The organism is Streptomyces sp. NPDC058373 (assembly GCF_042723275.1).
GTDB lineage: Bacteria > Actinomycetota > Actinomycetes > Streptomycetales > Streptomycetaceae > Streptomyces.
In genome coordinates this window covers 10,718-29,710 of record NZ_JBHXJE010000012.1, presented here as the reverse complement: position 1 = coordinate 29,710, position 18,993 = coordinate 10,718, and the positions used below count along the sequence as shown (strand labels likewise).

The 18,993-nt window shown below is 75.0% G+C and carries 12 protein-coding genes, 1 pseudogene and 1 riboswitch; of the genes and pseudogenes, 9 read left to right on the top strand and 4 right to left on the bottom strand.

Annotation, left to right across the window (positions count from 1 at the left end; genetic code table 11):
- Positions 1-116: 116 nt before the first annotated feature.
- The 4 genes from ACFWMZ_RS10385 (at position 117) to ACFWMZ_RS10370 (ending at position 3,617) form a co-directional block, all read left to right on the top strand.
- Entirely contained in the window at positions 117-653 is a 537-nt protein-coding gene (locus ACFWMZ_RS10385; RefSeq protein ID WP_383182407.1) for a hypothetical protein, read from the top strand.
- 151 nt (positions 654-804) lie between these two features.
- Entirely contained in the window at positions 805-2,040 is a 1,236-nt protein-coding gene (gene cbiE / locus ACFWMZ_RS10380; protein ID WP_383200749.1) for a precorrin-6y C5,15-methyltransferase (decarboxylating) subunit CbiE, read from the top strand.
- Between the two features lie 70 nt (positions 2,041-2,110).
- Positions 2,111-2,863 carry a precorrin-4 C(11)-methyltransferase gene (gene cobM / locus ACFWMZ_RS10375; RefSeq protein ID WP_383200746.1) on the top strand — a complete coding sequence of 251 codons (753 nt, stop codon included), beginning with the start codon at positions 2,111-2,113 and terminating at the stop codon, positions 2,861-2,863.
- Entirely contained in the window at positions 2,847-3,617 is a 771-nt protein-coding gene (locus ACFWMZ_RS10370; protein WP_383200743.1) for a cobalt-precorrin-6A reductase, read from the top strand. Before cobM ends, ACFWMZ_RS10370 begins: the two co-directional genes overlap by 17 nt.
- Positions 3,618-3,636: 19 nt before the next feature.
- Here ACFWMZ_RS10370 and ACFWMZ_RS10365 read toward each other — a convergent pair.
- From ACFWMZ_RS10365 to cobG, 4 genes and pseudogenes are all read right to left on the bottom strand, one after another.
- Positions 3,637-4,394 (bottom strand): annotated as a pseudogene (locus tag ACFWMZ_RS10365) (metallophosphoesterase family protein).
- Between the two features lie 91 nt (positions 4,395-4,485).
- A complete protein-coding gene (locus ACFWMZ_RS10360; protein ID WP_383182399.1) occupies positions 4,486-6,042 on the bottom strand; it encodes a precorrin-2 C(20)-methyltransferase in 1,557 nt (518 codons plus the stop codon).
- Complete coding sequence (locus tag ACFWMZ_RS10355) at positions 6,039-6,665, bottom strand: precorrin-8X methylmutase (RefSeq protein WP_383182397.1); 627 nt, start codon at positions 6,663-6,665, stop codon at positions 6,039-6,041. Before ACFWMZ_RS10355 ends, ACFWMZ_RS10360 begins: the two co-directional genes overlap by 4 nt.
- Positions 6,658-7,995, bottom strand: a complete 1,338-nt coding sequence (gene cobG / locus ACFWMZ_RS10350; protein WP_383200740.1) for a precorrin-3B synthase — start codon at positions 7,993-7,995, stop codon at positions 6,658-6,660. The genes ACFWMZ_RS10355 and cobG overlap by 8 nt, the downstream gene beginning before the upstream one ends.
- 444 nt (positions 7,996-8,439) lie before the next feature.
- Positions 8,440-8,515: riboswitch (cobalamin riboswitch) on the top strand.
- A 54-nt stretch (positions 8,516-8,569) separates the two neighbouring features.
- On the opposite strand from cobG, the gene cobN reads away from it, so the two are divergent.
- The 5 genes from cobN to ACFWMZ_RS10325 all read left to right on the top strand — a co-directional run bounded on the left by cobN (position 8,570) and on the right by ACFWMZ_RS10325 (position 18,947).
- Positions 8,570-12,178 carry a cobaltochelatase subunit CobN gene (gene cobN, locus ACFWMZ_RS10345; protein WP_383200737.1) on the top strand — a complete coding sequence of 1,203 codons (3,609 nt, stop codon included), beginning with the start codon at positions 8,570-8,572 and terminating at the stop codon, positions 12,176-12,178.
- A 159-nt stretch (positions 12,179-12,337) separates the two neighbouring features.
- The gene (locus ACFWMZ_RS10340; protein ID WP_383200734.1) at positions 12,338-14,182 is read left to right on the top strand and encodes a methylmalonyl-CoA mutase family protein; all 1,845 of its coding nucleotides are present in this window, start codon (positions 12,338-12,340) and stop codon (positions 14,180-14,182) included.
- Entirely contained in the window at positions 14,182-16,392 is a 2,211-nt protein-coding gene (gene scpA, locus ACFWMZ_RS10335; RefSeq protein ID WP_383182389.1) for a methylmalonyl-CoA mutase, read from the top strand. The genes ACFWMZ_RS10340 and scpA overlap by 1 nt, the downstream gene beginning before the upstream one ends.
- Before the next feature lie 11 nt (positions 16,393-16,403).
- Complete coding sequence (gene meaB, locus ACFWMZ_RS10330) at positions 16,404-17,402, top strand: methylmalonyl Co-A mutase-associated GTPase MeaB (RefSeq protein WP_383182387.1); 999 nt, start codon at positions 16,404-16,406, stop codon at positions 17,400-17,402.
- A 168-nt stretch (positions 17,403-17,570) separates the two neighbouring features.
- Complete coding sequence (locus ACFWMZ_RS10325; RefSeq protein ID WP_383182385.1) at positions 17,571-18,947, top strand: NAD-dependent succinate-semialdehyde dehydrogenase; 1,377 nt, start codon at positions 17,571-17,573, stop codon at positions 18,945-18,947.
- The last annotated feature ends 46 nt before the right edge of the window (positions 18,948-18,993 follow it).

The following is an 18,993-nucleotide window of genomic DNA, read 5'->3' as shown; positions in this document are numbered from 1 at the left end:
CGGCCCCGCCCGGATGCCGACCCTCCGCTTTCAGCGGAGAATGGCGGACATGTCCGCGTAGCCGTGGCCTGTGTCGCCGCGGTCCGCGCTTCCATGGTCTGCGGGAGGAGTTCGGTATGAGCGGGTGCGGCAAGGTCAAGGCGTGGCAGGTGCCGCTCAGGTTGATCACGGGCGCCTTCATCCTGCATTCGGGGATGGACAAGTGGGACGGGCCCGACGAACAGGCGCAGGGCGTCCACGGGATGGCGCGGCAGACCTTCCCGTTCCTGGAGAACATCGACGCGCCCCGCTTCCTCAAGCTCCTCGCCGCCGGGGAGATCGCGATCGGCGCGGCCCTGCTGACCCCCATGGTCCCGAGCCGCCTGGCGGGCGGGGCGCTGACGGGGTTCGCGGGGAGCCTGATGGCGGTGTACGCGCAGACGCCGGGGCTGCGCAAGGAGGGCAGCGTCTGGCCCACCCCCGACGGCATCGGCGTCAGCAAGGACAGCTGGCTGCTGGCCATCGCACTGGCGCTGACCCTCAGCCCGCGCGAGAAGCACCACAAGCTCCGCGAGAAGCTGCCGAAGGCGCTCCCCAAGGGCGGGCACAGCCACCTCCACACGCACCGGTACGGCCACTCGCGCCTCCGGAAGGGCTGCCCCGCCCACCGCTGAGGGGCCGGGCGCCGGCGCCGCGGCCACGTGAGCAACCCCACCGCCTCGCCGCAGGTGGGGGCGGGTGCGCCGCGCGTTAGAGTGCGAGGCGACTTCCCCACGCCCGGGCCCACCGCCCGGGCGTCCCGCCCCAGCACCGAGGTATCCGCACGTGACCCCGATATCCGAGCAGCCCGCCGTGACCGTCGTCGGGATCGGGGCCGAAGGCTGGGCAGGGCTCGGCCCGGCGGCGCGGGAGGCGCTGGCCGCCGCCGAGGTGGTCGTGGGCGGGCCGCGCCAGCTCGGCCTGCTGCCGCCCGAGTGCGCGGGCGAGCGCGTCGCGTGGCCCTCGCCGCTGCGGCCCGCCGTGCCGAAGCTCCTCGCCGAGCACACCGGACGCCGCCTGGCCGTACTGGCCAGCGGCGACCCGATGTTCTACGGGGTCGGGCGGGCCCTCGCCGAGGAGGCCGGGCCCGCCGCCCTGCACGTCCTCCCCCACCCGTCCTCGGTGTCGTACGCCTGCGCCCGGATGGGCTGGGCGATGCAGGACGTGGACGTGGTGTCGGCGGTGGGCCGGGACCCGGCGGCGCTCTCCGGCGCCCTGCACGACGGACGCCGGGTGCTGGTGCTCGCCCCCGACGCCGCGACCCCCGCCCGTGTCGCGGAGCTGCTGCGGGAGCGGGGCTACGGGCCGAGCCGGATGACGGTCCTCGAACAGCTCGGCGGGCCCGCGGAGCACCGCCTCGACGGGGTGGCCGACACCTGGTCCGCCCCGGCGGGCGACCCGCTCAACGTGGTCGCGGTGGAGTGCGTACGGGCGCCCGGCGCTCCCCGGCTGCCGGTCGTGCCGGGGCTGCCGGACAGCGCCTACGAGCACGACGGGCAGCTCACCAAGAAGTACGTGCGGGCCGCGACGCTGGCCGCGCTGGCGCCCGCCCCCGGCGAGCTGCTCTGGGACGTGGGCGGCGGCTCCGGGTCGATCGCCGTGGAGTGGCTGCGCGCCCACCGGGCCTGCCGCGCGGTGAGCGTGGAGCGCGATCCGGTGCGGGCCGAGCGGATCACCCGTAACGCGCGGGCGCTGGGCGTGCCCCGGCTCAAGGTCGTCACGGGAGCCGCGCCGGGGGCGCTCGGCGGACTGCCGGGACCCGACGCGGTGTTCATCGGCGGCGGGCTGACCGGGCCCGGGCTGCTGGAGACGTGCTGGGCGGCGCTGCCGGAGGGCGGGCGGCTGGTCGCCAACACGGTGACGCTGGAGTCGGAGGCGCTGCTCACCGAGTGGTACCGCCGCCACGGCGGGGAGCTGACCCGGCTGGCGGTGGCGCAGGCCGTTCCGGTGGGCTCGTTCACCGGCTGGCGGCAGGCGATGCCGGTCACGCAGTGGTCCGTGGCCAAGCCCCGCCCCTCCTGAACCACCCCGTTCGCGAGCCTTCTGACAGCCCGTCCGCTCCCGCTGACCGTACGACCTCCCGGAGACCCCCATGACCGTGTACTTCATCGGGGCGGGCCCCGGTGCCGCCGACCTCATCACCGTGCGGGGCGCGCGCACCCTCGCCGCCTGCCGGGTCTGCCTCTACGCGGGCAGCCTCGTCCCCACCGAACTGCTTGCCGACTGCCCGCCGGACGCCCGGCTGATCGACACCGCCCACCTCGACCTGGACCGGATCACCGCCGAGATGATCCGCGCCCACGAGGAGGGCCACGACGTGGCGCGGCTGCACTCGGGCGACCCGTCGGTCTTCAGCGCGGTGGCGGAGCAGATGCGGCGGCTGGACGCGGCGGGCGTGCCGTACGAAGTGGTGCCGGGCGTACCGGCGTTCGCGGCGGCGGCGGCCGCGCTGAAGCGGGAGCTGACGGTGCCCACCGTCGGGCAGACCGTGATCCTGACCCGGGTCGCGCAGCGGGCCACGCCGATGCCGGAGGGCGAGGACCTGGCGACGCTGGGCCGCAGCGGGGCCCTGCTGGTGCTGCACCTGGCCACCGGGTACGCGGAGCGGGTCGTCGCCGAGCTGGAGCCGCACTACGGGGCCGACTGCCCGGCGGCGGTGGTGGCGTTCGCCAGCAGGCCCGACGAGACCGTGCTGCGCGGGACTCTCGCCGACATCGCGGACCAGGTGCGGGCGGCCGGGATCAAGCGGACCGCGGTGATCCTGGTGGGCCGCGCCCTGGGCGCCCAGCAGTTCCGCGACAGCCACCTCTACTCGCCGGACCGCGACCGTGACCACGTCTGCTGACGCTGCCGCTCCCCGCGTCCTCGTCCTCGGCGGAACCACGGAGTCCCGGCGGCTCGCCGCGCTGCTCGCGGCGGGCGCGGCCGGTCCCGTACGGGTCGTCAGTTCGCTGGCCGGGCGGGTGGCGCGGCCGGTGCTGCCCGCGGGCGAGGTGCGGATCGGCGGGTTCGGCGGGGTCGCCGGGCTGACCGCGTGGCTGCGCGAGGAGCGGGTGGACGCGGTGGTGGACGCCACCCATCCGTTCGCCGAGGTGATGAGCTTCAACGCCGCGCAGGCGGCGGCCGGGGCCGGCGTACCGCTGCTGGCGCTGCGCCGCCCGTCGTGGTCCCAGGGGCCGGGCGACACCTGGTACCCGGTGGCGTCGCTGGCGGAGGCCGCCGCGCTGCTGCCCTCGCTGGGACGGCGGATCTTCCTGACCACGGGCCGCTCGGGGCTGGCCGCGTTCGCGGACGCCGGGCCCGGGCTGTGGTTCCTGCTGCGGTCGGTGGACCCGCCGGTGGGGGCCGGGCCCGAGGAGTGCGAAGTCCTCCTGGACCGGGGCCCTTTCACCCTGGAGGGCGAACGCGAGGTGCTGCGCGCGTACGGGGTGGAGGTCCTGGTCACCAAGGACAGTGGCGGCGAGGCGACCGCGCCGAAACTGGCCGCCGCCAGGGAGGCTGGCATTCCGGTGGTGGTGGTCCGGCGGCCGCCGGTGCCGGAGGGGGTGCCGGTGGCGGCCACTTGCGAGGAGGCGGTGGCGTGGCTGCGCGGCGGGTGAGCCTTCCGGCCGCCGGGGATCAGGGCGCCGTGGTGCGGCCGTCCATCGGCCCGAAGAGCTCCAGGGCGCGGGCGTCCGTCGCGGGAGCCCGCAGGTAGGTGCCGGCCCAGGCCGCGGCGTCCGGGCAGGCGGAGTCCGCGGTGACGCGGGCGACGGCGGCCCCGACGTCGTACGTGGCGGTGCGCAGGTCGGCACCGGGGCCCGGCAGAGCCCAGTGGGCGCCGGGCCGTCCGTAGGGCATGCCGACGCTGCCCGGGTTGATCACCACGTGGGCGAGCCGGACGAACGGCATGGGGGTGCTGCCGCAGACCACGGCCGCCACCTCCGGGTCGAGCCCGTCGAACACCTCGCGCGACCGGTCGAGCCGGGAGTCGACGAGGACGGTCTCCGCGTCGTCCCGGGGTGTGGCGTGGCAGAAGAGCACCTGGCCGAGGCCGGGCAGGGCCAGGGTGAGCAGGGCGGGAGCGCCGCCAGCAGGTCGAGGGGGTCCTCGCGGAGCTGGGCGGCGGTCCACGCGGTGATGGGGGGGTGCGTCGCCTCGGCGGCCTGCCGGGCGGCGGTGGGCGAGGAGTTCGCGGTCGGCGTTGCCGCCGATCCGAGGGCACGCTCTCCCAGCCCGGTGAGCAGGTCGAGGACGTCGACGGGCTGGGGGCCGGCGGCGGTGTCGCCGATGAGGACGGTCCGGTCGGCGGCGCGGACGACCGGTTCGGCGAGGACGGCCTCCAGGGCGGGCGGGACGCCGTGGATGTCGGAGAGTACGGCTACGCGGTGCGGCATGGCTCCACCCTCGGCGGACGCCCCCGTGGACGCGGGGGTGTTCGCCGGCGGCGGAGCCGGGGCGGCCGGGGCTCGCCCGGGCGCGCGGCCGTCATCCCCCGGTCGTCGGCTCCGGGTAGCGGCGCGGGGTCCACACCGTCTCGGGGGCGTCGGGGGTGCGGCGGACCGTGCGGGTCTGCGAGGAGCCGACGATCAGCAGGGTGCGCATGTCGACCTCTTCCGGGTCGAGGTCGGCGAGGCGGACGGTGCGGACGCGTTCGCCCGGGCCGCCGACGTCGCGGGCGAGGACCACGGGGGTGTCGGGGCTCCGGTGGGCCAGGAGCAGGTCGCGGGCCTTGCCGACCTGCCAGGTGCGGCTGCGCGAGCCCGGGTTGTACAGAGCCAGGGCGAGGTCGGCGCGGGCGGCGGCGGTGAGCCGTTCGGCGATGACCTCCCAGGGCTTGAGCCGGTCGGAGAGGGAGATCACCGCGTAGTCGTGGCCGAGTGGCGCCCCGGCGCGGGCGGCGGCGGCGTTGGCGGCGGTGACCCCGGGCAGCACGCGGACCGGCACGTCCCGGTACGGGCCCTCGGCGGCGGCCTCCAGGACGGCGGTGGCCATGGCGAAGACCCCGGGGTCGCCGCCGGAGACGACGGCGACGCGGCGGCCGCGGCGGGCCAGGTCGAGGGCGAACTCCGCGCGTTCGGCCTCCACCTTGTTGTCGGAGCCGTGCCGGGTCTGGCCGGGCCGGTGCGGCACCCGGTCGAGGTAGGTGGTGTAGCCGACGAGGTCCTGGGCGGCGGCGAGCGCGCCCCGGGTCTCGGGGGTGAGCCAGAGCGGCCCCGCCGGGCCGGTGCCGACCACGACGACCTCGCCGGTGGGGGTCGCCTCGGCGTCCTCCTCGGCGGGGAGGGCGGCGGCGGGGCCGTCGACGGGGAGGGCGGCGACGCGGCTGGGGACCACCGCGACGGCGAAGTACGGCACGGAGTCCGGGTCGGTGTCGGCGAGATGCCCGGTGCGTTCGCCCGCCATCGTGGCGCGCTCCACGTAACGGGCCTCGGCCAGCCGGCCGCTGGCCTCCAGGGCGCCTCGTACGGCGGGGAAGGTGCGGCCGAGCTTCATGACGACGGCCGCGTCGGTGGCGGCGAGCCGTGCGGTCAGCTCCTCCTCGGGCAGGGTGCCGGGGAGGATGGTGAGCACCTCCTCGCCCTCGACCAGCGGCGCGCCGAGCCGGGCCGAGGCGGCGCTGACCGAGGTGACGCCGGGGACGACCTCGGTCGGGTAGCGGTGGGCCAGCCGCTTGTGCATGTGCATGTACGAGCCGTAGAAGAGCGGGTCGCCCTCGGAGATGACGGCGACGGTCCGCCCGGCGTCGAGGTGGGCGGCGAGCCGCTCGGCGCAGGCGGCGTAGAAGTCGTCCATGGCGCCCTGGTAGCCGCCGGGGTGGTCGGTGGTGCCGGTGGTGACCGGGTAGACCAGGGCCTCCTCGATGTGGTCGGCGCGCAGGTGCGCGGCGGCGATCGAGCGGGCGATGGAGCGGCCGTGGCGGGCGCTGTGGTACGCGACGACGTCGGCCTCGGTGACGACCTGGACGGCGCGCAGGGTCATCAGGGACGGGTCGCCGGGGCCGAGTCCGACGCCGTAGAGACGGCCGGGGGCGGGGGTGCTCATTCGGTTTCGCTCGCGATCGCGTTGAGGGCGGCGGCGGCCATGGCGCTGCCGCCGCGCCGGCCGCGCACGATCAGGTGGTCCAGGCCCGAGGGGTGGGCGGCCAGCGCGTCCTTGGACTCGGCGGCGCCGACGAAGCCGACCGGAACGCCGATGACGGCGGCCGGGCGGGGCGCGCCCTCCTCGATCATCTCCAGGAGGCGGAAGAGGGCGGTGGGCGCGTTGCCGACGGCGACGACGGCGCCGTCCAGACGGTCGCGCCAGAGTTCGAGGGCGGCGGCGCTGCGAGTGGTGCCGAGCCGCGCGGCCAGCTCGGGCACGGACGGGTCGGCGAGGGCGCAGATCACCTCGTTGTCCGCGGGGAGCCGCTTGCGGGTGACGCCGCTGGCGACCATGTTGGCGTCGCAGAGGATCGGCGCCCCGGCGCGCAGCGCCTCACGGGCGCGGGCCACGACCTGCGGGGTGTGGCCGAGGTCGCGGGGCAGGTCGGTCATGCCGCAGGCGTGGATCATGCGGACGGCGACCTGGGCGACGTCCGGGGGCAGCCCGGTGAGGTCGGCCTCGGCGCGGATCGTGGCAAAGGACTCGCGGTAGATGGCCGCGCCGTCCTTCTCGTACTCAAACACTCTGCTCTCGCTCTTTCCTGACGGCGTCGTGCCGCGTGGGCCGGGTGGTCGGGGAAAACCGGCGGGCGGCCGCGAGCGCCACGGGGAGCCTGGCCGCCGGTACGTTCCGTCCGGCGGGCCGGGGGTCCGCCGCCGGGTCGGCCGGACGGACGGCCACGTCGTAGCCGGCGCCGGTCGCCACGGCGTCCACCCAGGCCGTCCCCCGGGGATGGCCGCAGCGGCGCTCGCAACCGGACCAGTAGACAGGAAGGCCGCCCGGTGCCGCATCCAGGGCGGCGCGGGCGTCGGCCCGTACGTCGGCGAGGGACTTGACACAGCCGGGCCTGCCGGTGCAGGCGCCGACGCCTTCCCAGGGCGAGGCTGCGCCGGTGACCAGGCCCGCCCGGGCGAGGTCGGCTGCGGCCTGCGCCGCGCGGGCCGGGGTCAGGCCCGGGACGACGATCCCGCACCACGGCGTGGCCCGCAGGGTGCCGGAACCGTGGGCGGCGGCGAGGTCGGCCAACTCCCGCCATTGCGCCGTGGTGAGACGGCCCAGCGGGGCCAGCGCGTGCAGCGCGGACCGGCCCTCGCGGGGCGGGGTCGGGCCGGGGCGGGGGCCGCCTGACGGGGCCGGTGTCTCGGGGGCCGGGGCGGTACGGGCGCCGGGGACGCGGGCCGCCAGCTCGGTGAGGGTGGCGGTGGACAGGGCCTGCGCGGGCGGGAGTTCGACGACGCGCCAGGCGCGGGCGGTGCTCGCGCGGGCCGCGTCGAGGAAGAGCAGGGCGGCGGCGTGCGCGGCGGCCGGTGCCTGGCCGGGCGGGACGCGGAGGCTGCCCGCAACGCCCGGCAAGGTCAGGGCGAGGTCGCCGTCGGGCGTTGCGAGCATTGTCACATCGGCGTCGAGGGCGGCGGTGTCGCCGCGGCCGTCGTCGAAGCCGAAGAGGAAGCGGCCCGAGAGGGCCGCGGTGGCCGGGTCGGCGCAGAGCACCGCGTCGAGGCGGGTGACCAGGGCGGTCACGTCGACGTGACCGGTGTCGTCCAGACCGGACAGGGGCGAGGCGACGATGTTGCGCATCCGCTCGTGGGACGGGGCCGGGAGCAGGCCCGCCTCGGTGAGCCGGGCGGCCAGCTCCGTCCCCGCGTCGGCGGGCAGGCCCCGGAGTTGCACGTTGCCGCGCGAGGTCAGGTCCAGGTTTCCGTCGCCCAGCTCCTCGGCGGCCCGCGCCAGGGCGGTGGCGGCCTCCGCCGGGATCAGGCCGCCGGGTATCCGGATGCGGGCCAGGTGGCCGTCGGCGGCCTCGTGCAGGCGGAGCGCGCCTGGGCAGGCGTCGCCCGGGGCGGGGGTGGGCATGGCCGCGATGATACGAGGGGTGTCGCGGCCACTGGGGCGAGGGTGGGGTGGCCTCAAGCGCCGGCCGGGCTTGATTTGGCTGGGGTCCGGCTTCCCGCGCCGGTTCAGGACTGGCCTCAAACGCCGGCCGGGCTGAGTTTTCCGGCTGCGGTCCGTTTCCGCGCTCCGGTTCACGACGGCCTCAAACGCCGGCCGGGCTATTCTTCAGCGCTTGAGGCCACATTTGAGCCCGGCCGGCGACTGAGGCCATCTGGGAGCGGGCGGTTACGGGCCCGGGGAGGAGCGTTGGGCCTGGTCGGGGGCACAGTGTCCCTCGGGGCCAGGCGGCCCTTACTATGCTCGCGGCGGGCCGTCCGGCCCGCCATCGCCAGAACGGCGCGCCCAGTGCGCCGAGGACTCCTCCCGGGCCGGTTCCGGGGCGGGCCCTCGCCGCACTCGGCAGGGGAGGAAGCCCGGTGAGATTCCGGCGCGGTCCCGCCACTGTGAGCCAGGCCCTCCGGGCCGGGTGAGTCAGGAACTCCCGCCGTTGTGTCCCACCCCGAGGCGCGGACCTCGGAGGAAGGCTTGACGCCGCATGATCCTGCTCCTGTCGACGTCCGACACCGACCTGCTGAGCGCCCGCAGCGCCGGCGGCCCGGTCCCGTACCGCTTCGCCAACCCCTCGCGGCTGCCGCTGGACGACCTGCCGGAGCTGCTGGACGGCGCCGATCTGGTCGTGGTGCGGCTGCTGGGCGGGGTGCGGGCCTGGCAGGAGGGGATCGACGCACTGCTGGCGCAGGAGCGCCCGGTGGTCGTCCTCACCGGGGAGCAGGCCCCGGACGCCCAGCTCATGGAGGCCTCGACGGTCCCGATCGGCGTCGCGGCCGAGGCCCACGCCTACCTGGCGCACGGCGGCCCCGCCAACCTGGAGCAGCTGGCCCGCTTCCTCTCCGACACCGTGCTGCTCACCGGCCACGGCTTCGACGCGCCCGCGCCCGCCCCGTCCTTTGGCCCGCTGGAGCGCACCCCGCGCCCGGACGCCTCCGGCCCGCTGATCGCGGTGCTCTATTACCGCGCCCACCACATGAGCGGCAACACCGCCTTCGTCGACACGCTCTGCGGCGCGATCGAGGAGGCGGGCGGCCGTGCCCTGCCGCTGTACGTCGCCTCGCTGCGCGCCCCCGAGCCGGAGCTGCTGGCCGAACTGGGCCGCGCGGACGCGCTGGTGACGACGGTGCTGGCGGCGGGCGGCACCAAGCCCGCCGGGGCCTCGGCCGGGGGTGACGACGAGTCGTGGGACGCGGGCGCGCTCGCCGCCCTCGACGTGCCGATCCTCCAGGCGCTCTGCCTGACCAGCTCGCGCGCCGACTGGGAGGAGAACGACGAGGGGCTCTCCCCGCTGGACGCGGCGAGCCAGATCGCCGTCCCCGAGTTCGACGGCCGCCTGATCACCGTGCCGTTCTCCTTCAAGGAGCTGGACGCCGACGGACTGCCGGTCTACGTCGCCGACACCGAGCGGGCCGCCCGGGTGGCCGGGACCGCGGTGCGCCATGCCCGCCTGCGCCACCTGCCCAACGCCGAGAAGCGCCTCGCGCTGGTCCTCTCCGCGTACCCGACGAAGCACTCGCGGATCGGCAACGCGGTGGGGCTCGACACCCCGGCCAGCGCCGTGGCGCTGCTGCGGCGGCTGATCGCCGAGGGGTACGACTTCGGCGACGAGGCCATCCCGGGCCTGGAGTCGGGCGACGGCGACGAGCTGATCTACGCGCTGATCGAGGCGGGTGGCCACGACCAGGACTGGCTGACCGAGGAGCAGCTGGCCCGCAACCCGGTGCGCATCCCGGCGGCCGACTACCGCCGCTGGTACGGCACGCTCCCCGCCGAGCTGCGCGAGCAGGTCGAGGAGCACTGGGGACCGCCGCCCGGCGAGATGTTCGTGGACCGCAGCCGCGACCCGGAGGGCGACATCGTCCTGGCGGCGCTGCGGTACGGGCGGCTGCTGATCCTCATCCAGCCGCCGCGCGGCTTCGGCGAGAACCCGATCGCGATCTACCACGACCCGGACCTGCCGCCCTCGCACCACTACCTCGCGGCCTACCGCTGGATACAGGCGCACGCCGAGGACGGCGGCTTCGGCGCCGACGCCATGGTGCACCTGGGCAAGCACGGCAACCTGGAGTGGCTGCCCGGCAAGAACGCCGGCCTGTCGGCGGCCTGCGGGCCCGACGCGGCCCTCGGCGACCTGCCGCTCGTCTACCCGTTCCTGGTCAACGACCCGGGCGAGGGCACCCAGGCCAAGCGCCGGGTGCACGCCACGCTCGTCGACCACCTGGTGCCGCCGATGGCCCGCGCGGAGAGCTACGGCGACATCGCGCGGCTGGAGCAGCTGCTGGACGAGTACGCGGCGATCTCCTCGATGGACCCGGCGAAGCTCCCGGCGATCCGGGCGCAGATCTGGACGCTGATCCAGGCCGCCAAGCTCGACCACGACCTGGGGCTCGAGGACCGCCCCGACGACGACGGCTTCGACGACTTCCTGCTCCATGTCGACGGCTGGCTCTGCGAGGTGAAGGACGCGCAGATCCGCGACGGCCTGCACGTGCTGGGCGCCGCCCCGGCCGCCGAGGCGCGGGTCAACCTGGTCCTCGCCATCCTGCGGGCCCGCCAGATCTGGGGCGGCACCACGGCGCTGCCCGGTCTGCGCGAGGCGCTGGGCCTGGACGAGTCGGCCGCCAACCGCACCGGCGCCGACGAGGCCGAGGAGCGGGCCCGGGCGCTGGTCCAGGCGATGGACGACGCGGGCTGGGACCCCGAGGCCGCGGCGCGGGTCGCCGAGGGCCACGGGCAGGCGGTGGCCGACATCCTGGCCTTCGCCGCCCGCGAGGTGGTGCCGCGGCTGGCGGCCACCACGGACGAGCTGGACCACGCGGTGCACGCGCTGAACGGCGGCTTCGTCCCGGCGGGCCCCTCGGGCTCGCCGCTGCGCGGCCTGGTCAACGTCCTGCCGACCGGCCGTAACTTCTACTCCGTCGACCCGAAGGCGGTCCCGAGCCGCCTCGCCTGGGAGACCGGGCAGGCGCTCGCCGACTCGCTCCTGGAGCGGTACCGCGCCGACCACGGCGACTGGCCCGTCTCGGTGGGCCTCTCCCTGTGGGGCACCAGCGCGATGCGTACCTCGGGCGACGACGTGGCGGAGGCGCTGGCGCTGCTCGGCGTCCGCCCGGTCTGGGACGACGCCTCGCGGCGCGTCACCGGTCTGGAGGCGGTGCCGCTGGAGGAGCTGGGCCGCCCCCGCGTCGACGTGACGCTCAGGATCTCCGGGTTCTTCCGGGACGCCTTCCCGCACACCATCGGCCTGCTGGACGACGCGGTGCGGCTGGTGGCCGGGCTCGACGAGCCGGACAAGGACAACCACGTGGCGGCGCACGCCCGCGCCGATCTCGCCGAGCACGGCGACGAACGCCGCGCCACCACCCGCATCTTCGGCTCCCGCCCGGGCACCTACGGCGCGGGCCTGCTCCAGCTCATCGACTCCCGCGACTGGCGCACCGACGCCGACCTCGCCGAGGTCTACACGGTGTGGGGCGGCTACGCGTACGGCCGGGAGCTGGAGGGCCGGGAGGCGCGGGCCGAGATGGAGAGCGCCTACCGGCGGATCGCGGTGGCGGCGAAGAACACCGACACGCGTGAGCACGACATCGCCGACTCCGACGACTACTTCCAGTACCACGGCGGGATGGTCGCGGCGGTCCGCGCGCTGAAGGGCACGGCGCCCGAGGCGTACATCGGGGACTCGACACGCCCGGAGACGGTGCGGACCCGGACGCTGGTCGAGGAGACCTCGCGGGTCTTCCGGGCGCGGGTGGTCAACCCGAAGTGGATCGAGGCGATGCGCCGCCACGGCTACAAGGGCGCCTTCGAGCTGGCGGCCACCGTCGACTACCTCTTCGGCTACGACGCGACGACCGGCGTGATCGCCGACTGGATGTACGACAAGCTCACCGAGACGTACGTGCTCGACCCCGAGAACCGGGCCTTCCTCCAGGAGGCCAACCCCTGGGCGCTGCACGGCATCGCGGAACGGCTGCTGGAGGCCGAGTCGCGCGGCATGTGGGCCGAGCCGGACCCGGAGGTGCTGGCCGCGCTCCGTCAGGCGTACCTGGAGACCGAGGGCGATCTGGAGAGCGGGCAGGACGACGACTGAGGCGCGCGGCGGGGTTCGGCCGTTCCCGGGCGGGGGCCCCGCCGGCCCGTCAGGTGCGGATACGTCACCGCCTGTACCGGATCAGCGGCTCTGCGGAGAGGGCAAGGTCACAGGCGCGGGTACTGCTGCGCGTATGGGCCGCTGTCCTAGCATCTGAGCATGACGGTCCTGCCTGACGACGGGCTCTCTCTGGCCGCCGAGTTCCCTGATGCAACCCACGACGAGTGGCAGCGCCTGGTGTCGGGCGTGCTGCGCAAAGCGGGCAAGGACATCAGCGGGACGGCGGCCGAGGACGCGCTGTCCACGACGTTCGACGACGGGCTCCACGCCCGCCCGCTCTACACGGCCGACGCCGTACCCGACCGGGGCCTGCCCGGCTTCGCCCCGTTCGTCCGGGGCGGCCGCGCCGAGGGCAACACCCCTGGTGGCTGGGACGTACGCCAGCGGCACGCCGGGAGCGACGCGGACGCCGTCCACGACGCGGTCCTCGCCGACCTGGAGAACGGCGTCACCTCGCTCTGGCTCCCGCTCGGCCAGGGCGGGCTGCCCGTCTCCGGCCTGGCCCGCGCGCTGGAGGGCGTCTACCTCGACCTGGCGCCCGTCGCCCTGGACGCGGGCGCCGAGACCGCCGAGGCCGCCGCGGCCTGGCTGCGGATCGCCGAGGAGCGCCAGGTGGCCGCCGACGCCCTGCGCGGCACCTTCGGCGCCGACCCGCTCGGCCACGAGGCGCGCACCGGCACGGGGGGCGACACCGCCGCCGCCGTGGAGCTGGCCCGCCGGGCCGCCGAGGCGTACCCGGGCATCCGGGCGCTGACCGTCGACGCGCTCCCCTTCCACGAGGCGGGCGGCTCGGCCGCGCAGGAGCTGGGCGCCTCCCTCGCCACCGGCCTCGCCTACGTCCGCGAGCTGACCGCCGCCGGGCTGACCACGGCCGAGGCGTTCGGGCAGATCGAGTTCCGGTACGCGGCCGTCGCCGACCAATTCCTCACCATCGCCAAGCTGCGGGCGGCGCGCCGGATCTGGGCGCGGGTCGCCGAGGTGTGCGGGGAGCCGGCGGCGGGCGCGCAGCGCCAGCACGCGGTGACCTCGCCGGTGATGATGACCCGTCGGGACCCGTGGGTGAACATGCTGCGCACCACGGTGGCGGCGCTGGGCGCGGGGGTCGGCGGGGCCGACGCGGTGACGGTGCTCCCCTTCGACCAGGAGCTGGGCGTGCCCGACGCGTTCGCCCGGCGGATCGCGCGGAACACCTCCACCATCCTCATCGAGGAGTCGCACCTGGCCCGGGTCACCGACCCGGCGGGCGGCTCGTACTACGTGGAGGCGATGACCGACCAGGTGGCCGAGGCGGCCTGGGCGTTCTTCCAGGAGATCGAGCGGGCCGGCGGCCAGGCGAAGGCGCTGCGCGCGGGTCTGGTCGGCGAGCGGCTGGCGGCGACCTGGGCGGAGCGGAGCGCGAAGCTGGCGCGCCGCAAGGAGCCGGTGACCGGGGTGAGCGAGTTCCCGAACCTGGCGGAGAAGCTGCCCGAACGGGCTCCGGCACCGGTGCCGCCGGCCGGCGGTCTGCCCCGGGTACGGCGCGACGAGGCGTTCGAGGCGCTGCGGGCCCGCTCCGACGCGCACCTGGCGGCGACCGGGTCGCGGCCGAAGGTGTTCCTGGCGGCGCTGGGCCCGGCCGCCGCGCACACCGCGCGGGTGACGTTCGCGGCCAACCTCTTCCAGGCGGGCGGCATCGAGCCGGTGCACGACCCGGTCACGGTCACCCCGGACACCGTGGCCGGGGCCTTCGCGGCGAGCGGCGCGAGCGTGGCCTGCGTCTGTTCCAGCGACGCGCTCTACGCCGAGGAGGCCGAGCCGGTGGCGGCCGCGCTGAGGCCGGCCGGGGCCGGGCAGGTACTCCTCGCGGGCAAGGGCGAGTTCGCCGGGGTGGACCACCACCTCTTCGCCGGGTGCGCCGCCGTCGCTCTGCTCACCTCTCTTCTCGACCACATGGGGGTGGCGTGATGTCCCAGCCGAAGATCCCGGACTTCTCCACGATCGGCCTCGCCTCCGAGGCGGCGGGGGCGGCCGGGGAGGAGCAGTGGCGCAGCGCGGTGAAGGAGGCGTCCGGCAGCGACGTCGCCGACCTGCGCTGGGAGACGCCGGAGGGCATCGGCGTGAAGCCGCTGTACACCGGCCGGGACGTGGAGGGGCTGGACTTCCTGGGGACGTACCCGGGGATCGCTCCGTACCTGCGCGGGCCGTACCCGACGATGTACGTGAACCAGCCGTGGACGATCCGGCAGTACGCCGGGTTCTCGACGGCCGAGGAGTCGAACGCCTTCTACCGGCGGAACCTGGCGGCGGGTCAGAAGGGCCTCTCCGTCGCCTTCGACCTGCCGACCCACCGCGGGTACGACTCCGACCACCCGCGGGTCACCGGCGACGTCGGCATGGCAGGCGTGGCGATCGACTCGATCTACGACATGCGGCAGCTGTTCGACGGGATTCCGCTGGACCGGATGTCGGTGTCGATGACGATGAACGGCGCGGTGCTGCCCGTGCTGGCGCTGTACATCGTGGCGGCCGAGGAGCAGGGGGTGGCGCCCGAGAAGCTGGCGGGGACCATCCAGAACGACATCCTCAAGGAGTTCATGGTCCGCAACACCTACATCTATCCGCCGTCGCCCTCGATGCGGATCATCTCGGACATCTTCGCGTACACCTCGCAGAAGATGCCGCGCTACAACTCGATCTCCATCTCCGGCTACCACATCCAGGAGGCCGGGGCCACGGCCGACCTGGAGCTGGCGTACACGCTGGCGGACGGCGTGGAGTACCTGCGGGCCGGTCAGCAGGCCGGCCTCGACGTGGACGCGTTCGCGCCGCGGCTGTCGTTCTTCTGGGCGATCGGCATGAACTTCTTCATGGAGGTCGCCAAGCTCCGCGCGGCCCGCCTGCTGTGGGCCAAGCTGGTGAAGCAGTTCGACCCGAAGAACGCCAAGTCCCTTTCGCTGCGTACCCATTCGCAGACCTCGGGCTGGTCGCTGACGGCCCAGGACGTCTTCAACAACGTGACCCGCACCTGTGTGGAGGCGATGGCCGCCACCCAGGGCCACACCCAGTCGCTGCACACCAACGCGCTCGACGAGGCGCTGGCCCTGCCCACCGACTTCTCGGCGCGGATCGCCCGCAACACCCAGCTGCTGCTCCAGCAGGAGTCGGGGACGACCCGGTCGATCGACCCGTGGGGCGGCAGCGCGTACGTGGAGAAGCTCACCTACGACCTGGCGCGGCGGGCCTGGCAGCACATCGAGGAGGTCGAGGCGGCCGGCGGTATGGCCAAGGCCATCGACGCGGGCATCCCGAAGCTGCGCGTCGAGGAGGCGGCGGCCCGTACCCAGGCCCGGATCGACTCGGGGCGCCAGCCGGTGATCGGTGTCAACAAGTACCGGGTCGACAGCGACGAGCAGATCGACGTGCTGAAGGTCGACAACTCCTCCGTGCGCACGCAGCAGATCGCCAAGTTGCGGCGGCTGCGCGAGGAGCGCGACGAGCAGGCGTGCCAGGACGCGCTGCGCGCGCTGACCGCCTCGGCCGAGCGCGGGAGCGCGCAGGGCCTGGAGGGCAACCTGCTGGCGCTGGCGGTCGACGCGGCCCGCGCCAAGGCGACGGTCGGGGAGATCTCCGACGCGCTGGAGAAGGTGTACGGCAGGCACGCCGGGCAGATCCGTACGATCTCCGGGGTGTACCGGAACGAGGCAGGGGAGTCGCCCTCCGTGGAGCGGACCCGCGCGCTGGTGGCCAAGTTCGACGAGGAGGAGGGCCGCAGGCCCCGCATCCTGGTCGCCAAGATGGGCCAGGACGGCCACGACCGGGGCCAGAAGGTCATCGCGACGGCCTTCGCCGACCTCGGTTTCGACGTGGACGTCGGCCCGCTCTTCCAGACCCCGGAGGAGGTCGCCCGGCAGGCGGTGGAGGCCGACGTGCACGTGGTCGGCGTCTCCTCGCTCGCCGCGGGCCACCTCACCCTCGTCCCGGCGCTGCGCGAGCAGCTGGCCGCCGAGGGCCGGGAGGACATCATGATCGTGGTCGGCGGTGTCATCCCGCCGCAGGACGTCGAGGCGCTGCACGAGGCGGGCGCCACGGCGGTCTTCCCGCCCGGCACGGTCATCCCGGACGCGGCGTACGACCTGGTCAAGCGGCTCGGCGCGTCGCTCGGTCACGAGCTGTGAGCCGCTGACGGATGGCGGCGACGATCGATCTCGACAGCTATGTGAAGGGTGTGCTCGACGGGCGGCGCGCGCAGATCGCGCGGGCCATCACTCTGGTCGAGTCCACCCGCGCCGACCACCGGGTGGCGGCCCAGCGGCTCCTGACCGAGCTGCTGCCGCACTCGGGGCGGGCCCGCCGGATCGGCGTCAGCGGTGTGCCCGGCGTCGGCAAGTCCACCTTCATCGACGCCTTCGGCACCCTGCTGACGGGGCTCGGGCACCGGGTGGCGGTGCTGGCCGTCGACCCGTCGTCGGGGCGTACCGGCGGCTCGATCCTGGGCGACAAGACCCGGATGGAGCGGCTGGCCGTGGATCCGGCGGCGTTCGTGCGGCCCTCGCCGTCGGCGGGAACGCTCGGTGGGGTGGCGAAGGCCACCCGCGAGTCGATGGTGGTGATGGAGGCCGCCGGGTACGACGTGGTGCTGGTGGAGACCGTCGGGGTGGGCCAGTCGGAGACGGCCGTCGCCCAGATGGTCGACACCTTCCTGCTGCTGACCCTGGCCCGGACCGGCGACCAGCTCCAGGGCATCAAGAAGGGCGTGCTGGAGCTGGCCGACGTGATCGCGGTCAACAAGGCCGACGGACCGCACGAGCGGGACGCCCGGTCGGCGGCGCGGGAGCTGGCGGGGGCGCTGAGGCTGATGCATCCGGCGGACGCCGCGTGGACGCCGCCGGTGCTGCACTGCTCGGCGCGCGAGGGCAGCGGGCTGGACACCGTCTGGGACCGGCTGGAGCAGCACCGGGCGCTGCTGGATTCGACCGGGCGGCTGGCGGCCAAGCGCCGTGACCAGCAGGTCGAGTGGACGTGGGCGATGGTGCGCGACGCCCTGCTGGACCGTTTGCACGCCGATCCGCGGGTACGCGAGGTGGCACCGGTCCTGGAGGCCCGGGTCCGGGCCGGTGAGCTGACGGCGACGCTGGCCGCGGAGTCGATCCTCGACGCGTTCGGCCGGAAGGCCCATGGCGGGTGACGGCCGTCTTCGCCTGGTCACCGTGAGGTGAGACGGTGGCGGGGAGACTTCCGCGCGGCCGGGCCGCCGCTCCCGGCATCCGGGGCGGCGGGCCGTGCCGCGCGCCTGACGAACGGGACCGGGCAGCACCGCCTGCGTGCGCGCAGGCCGCTCAGACAGGGAGATGGCATGACCCTCTACAAGATCGTCAACCCCGCGACGGGCAAGACCGAGCGGGAGTTCCCCGAGGCCACCGACACCGAGATCCAGGAGGCGGTGGGCCGCGCCCACCAGGCGTTCGGCAGCTGGCGGGCGAGCCGGCACGGCGACCGGGTGGCGCTGCTGACCCGGGTGGCGGAGCTGTACGCGGAGCGCAAGGACGAGCTGGCGGCGATCATCACCCGGGAGATGGGCAAGCCCGTCGCGCAGGCGCGCGGCGAGATCGACATCGTCGTCTCCATCTACCGCTACTACGCCGACAACGGCCCCAAGTTCCTCATGGACGAGGAGCTGGACGTGGCCGGGGGCGGCCGGGCCGTGGTCCGCAAGGAGGGCGTCGGCGCGCTGCTCGGGATCATGCCGTGGAACTTCCCCTACTACCAGGTGGCCCGGTTCGCGGCGCCCAACCTGATGCTCGGCAACACCATCCTGCTGAAGCACGCCCCGCAGTGTCCGGAGTCGGCGCTGGCGATGGAGCGGATCTTCGCCGACGCGGGCGCCCCCGACGGCGCCTACGTCAACCTCTTCGCCACCAACGAGCAGGTCTCCACCGTCATCGCCGACCCCCGTGTGCAGGGCGTCTCGCTGACCGGTTCGGAGCGGGCCGGGTCGGCCGTCGCCGAGCAGGCGGGGCGGCACCTGAAGAAGGTCGTGCTGGAGCTGGGCGGCTCGGACCCGTTCCTGGTGCTGGAGCCGGAGGACCTCGACAAGACGGTGAAGTACGCGGTGACCGGCCGGTTCGGCAACGCCGGGCAGGCGTGCAACGCGGCCAAGCGCATCATCGTCCTGGACGAGCACTACGACGCCTTCGTCGACAAGTTCACCGCGGCGGTCGGCACGGTGGTGCCGGGCGACCCGTCGGATCCGTCGACCTTCATGGGCCCGCTCTCCTCGGCGGGCGCCGTGGAGACCCTCGCCGGGCAGATCGAGGACGCGGTCGCCAAGGGCGCCACGGTGCTCACCGGCGGCCGCCGCATCGACCGGGAGGGCGCCTGGTACGAGCCGACGGTGCTGACCGGGGTGGCGCCGGGGATGCGGGCCTTCGAGGAGGAGCTGTTCGGCCCGGCCGCCGTCATCTACCGGGTCTCCTCGGAGGACGAGGCGGTGGAGCTGGCCAACAACACGCCGTACGGCCTGGGCGCGGCCATCCAGTGCGCGGACGAGGACCGGGCACTGGAGATCGCCGGCCGGCTGGACACCGGCATGGTCTACATCAACCAGGCCGAGGGCAGCGCGGCCGAGCTGCCCTTCGGCGGCGTGAAGCGCTCCGGCATCGGCCGGGAGCTGGGCAAGTACGGCATGGAGGAGTTCGTCAACAAGAAGCTGGTGCGCGTCAAGCGCCGCTGACGGCGGGCAGGCGTACGGCCGGGGCCCGGCGCGGGAAGTCCTCCCG

What these genes read in the sequence shown, in the direction of transcription:
- ACFWMZ_RS10325 (WP_383182385.1), top strand. Translation starts at nt 17,571, where the DNA reads ATGACCCTCTACAAGATCGTCAACCCCGCGACGGGCAAGACCGAGCGG.
- scpA (WP_383182389.1), top strand. Translation starts at nt 14,182, where the DNA reads ATGTCCCAGCCGAAGATCCCGGACTTCTCCACGATCGGCCTCGCCTCC.
- ACFWMZ_RS10360 (WP_383182399.1), bottom strand. Translation starts at nt 6,042, where the DNA reads ATGAGCACCCCCGCCCCCGGCCGTCTCTACGGCGTCGGACTCGGCCCC.
- ACFWMZ_RS10340 (WP_383200734.1), top strand. Translation starts at nt 12,338, where the DNA reads ATGACGGTCCTGCCTGACGACGGGCTCTCTCTGGCCGCCGAGTTCCCT.
- cobN (WP_383200737.1), top strand. Translation starts at nt 8,570, where the DNA reads ATGATCCTGCTCCTGTCGACGTCCGACACCGACCTGCTGAGCGCCCGC.
- cobG (WP_383200740.1), bottom strand. Translation starts at nt 7,995, where the DNA reads ATGCCCACCCCCGCCCCGGGCGACGCCTGCCCAGGCGCGCTCCGCCTG.
- ACFWMZ_RS10385 (WP_383182407.1), top strand. Translation starts at nt 117, where the DNA reads ATGAGCGGGTGCGGCAAGGTCAAGGCGTGGCAGGTGCCGCTCAGGTTG.
- meaB (WP_383182387.1), top strand. Translation starts at nt 16,404, where the DNA reads ATGGCGGCGACGATCGATCTCGACAGCTATGTGAAGGGTGTGCTCGAC.
- cobM (WP_383200746.1), top strand. Translation starts at nt 2,111, where the DNA reads ATGACCGTGTACTTCATCGGGGCGGGCCCCGGTGCCGCCGACCTCATC.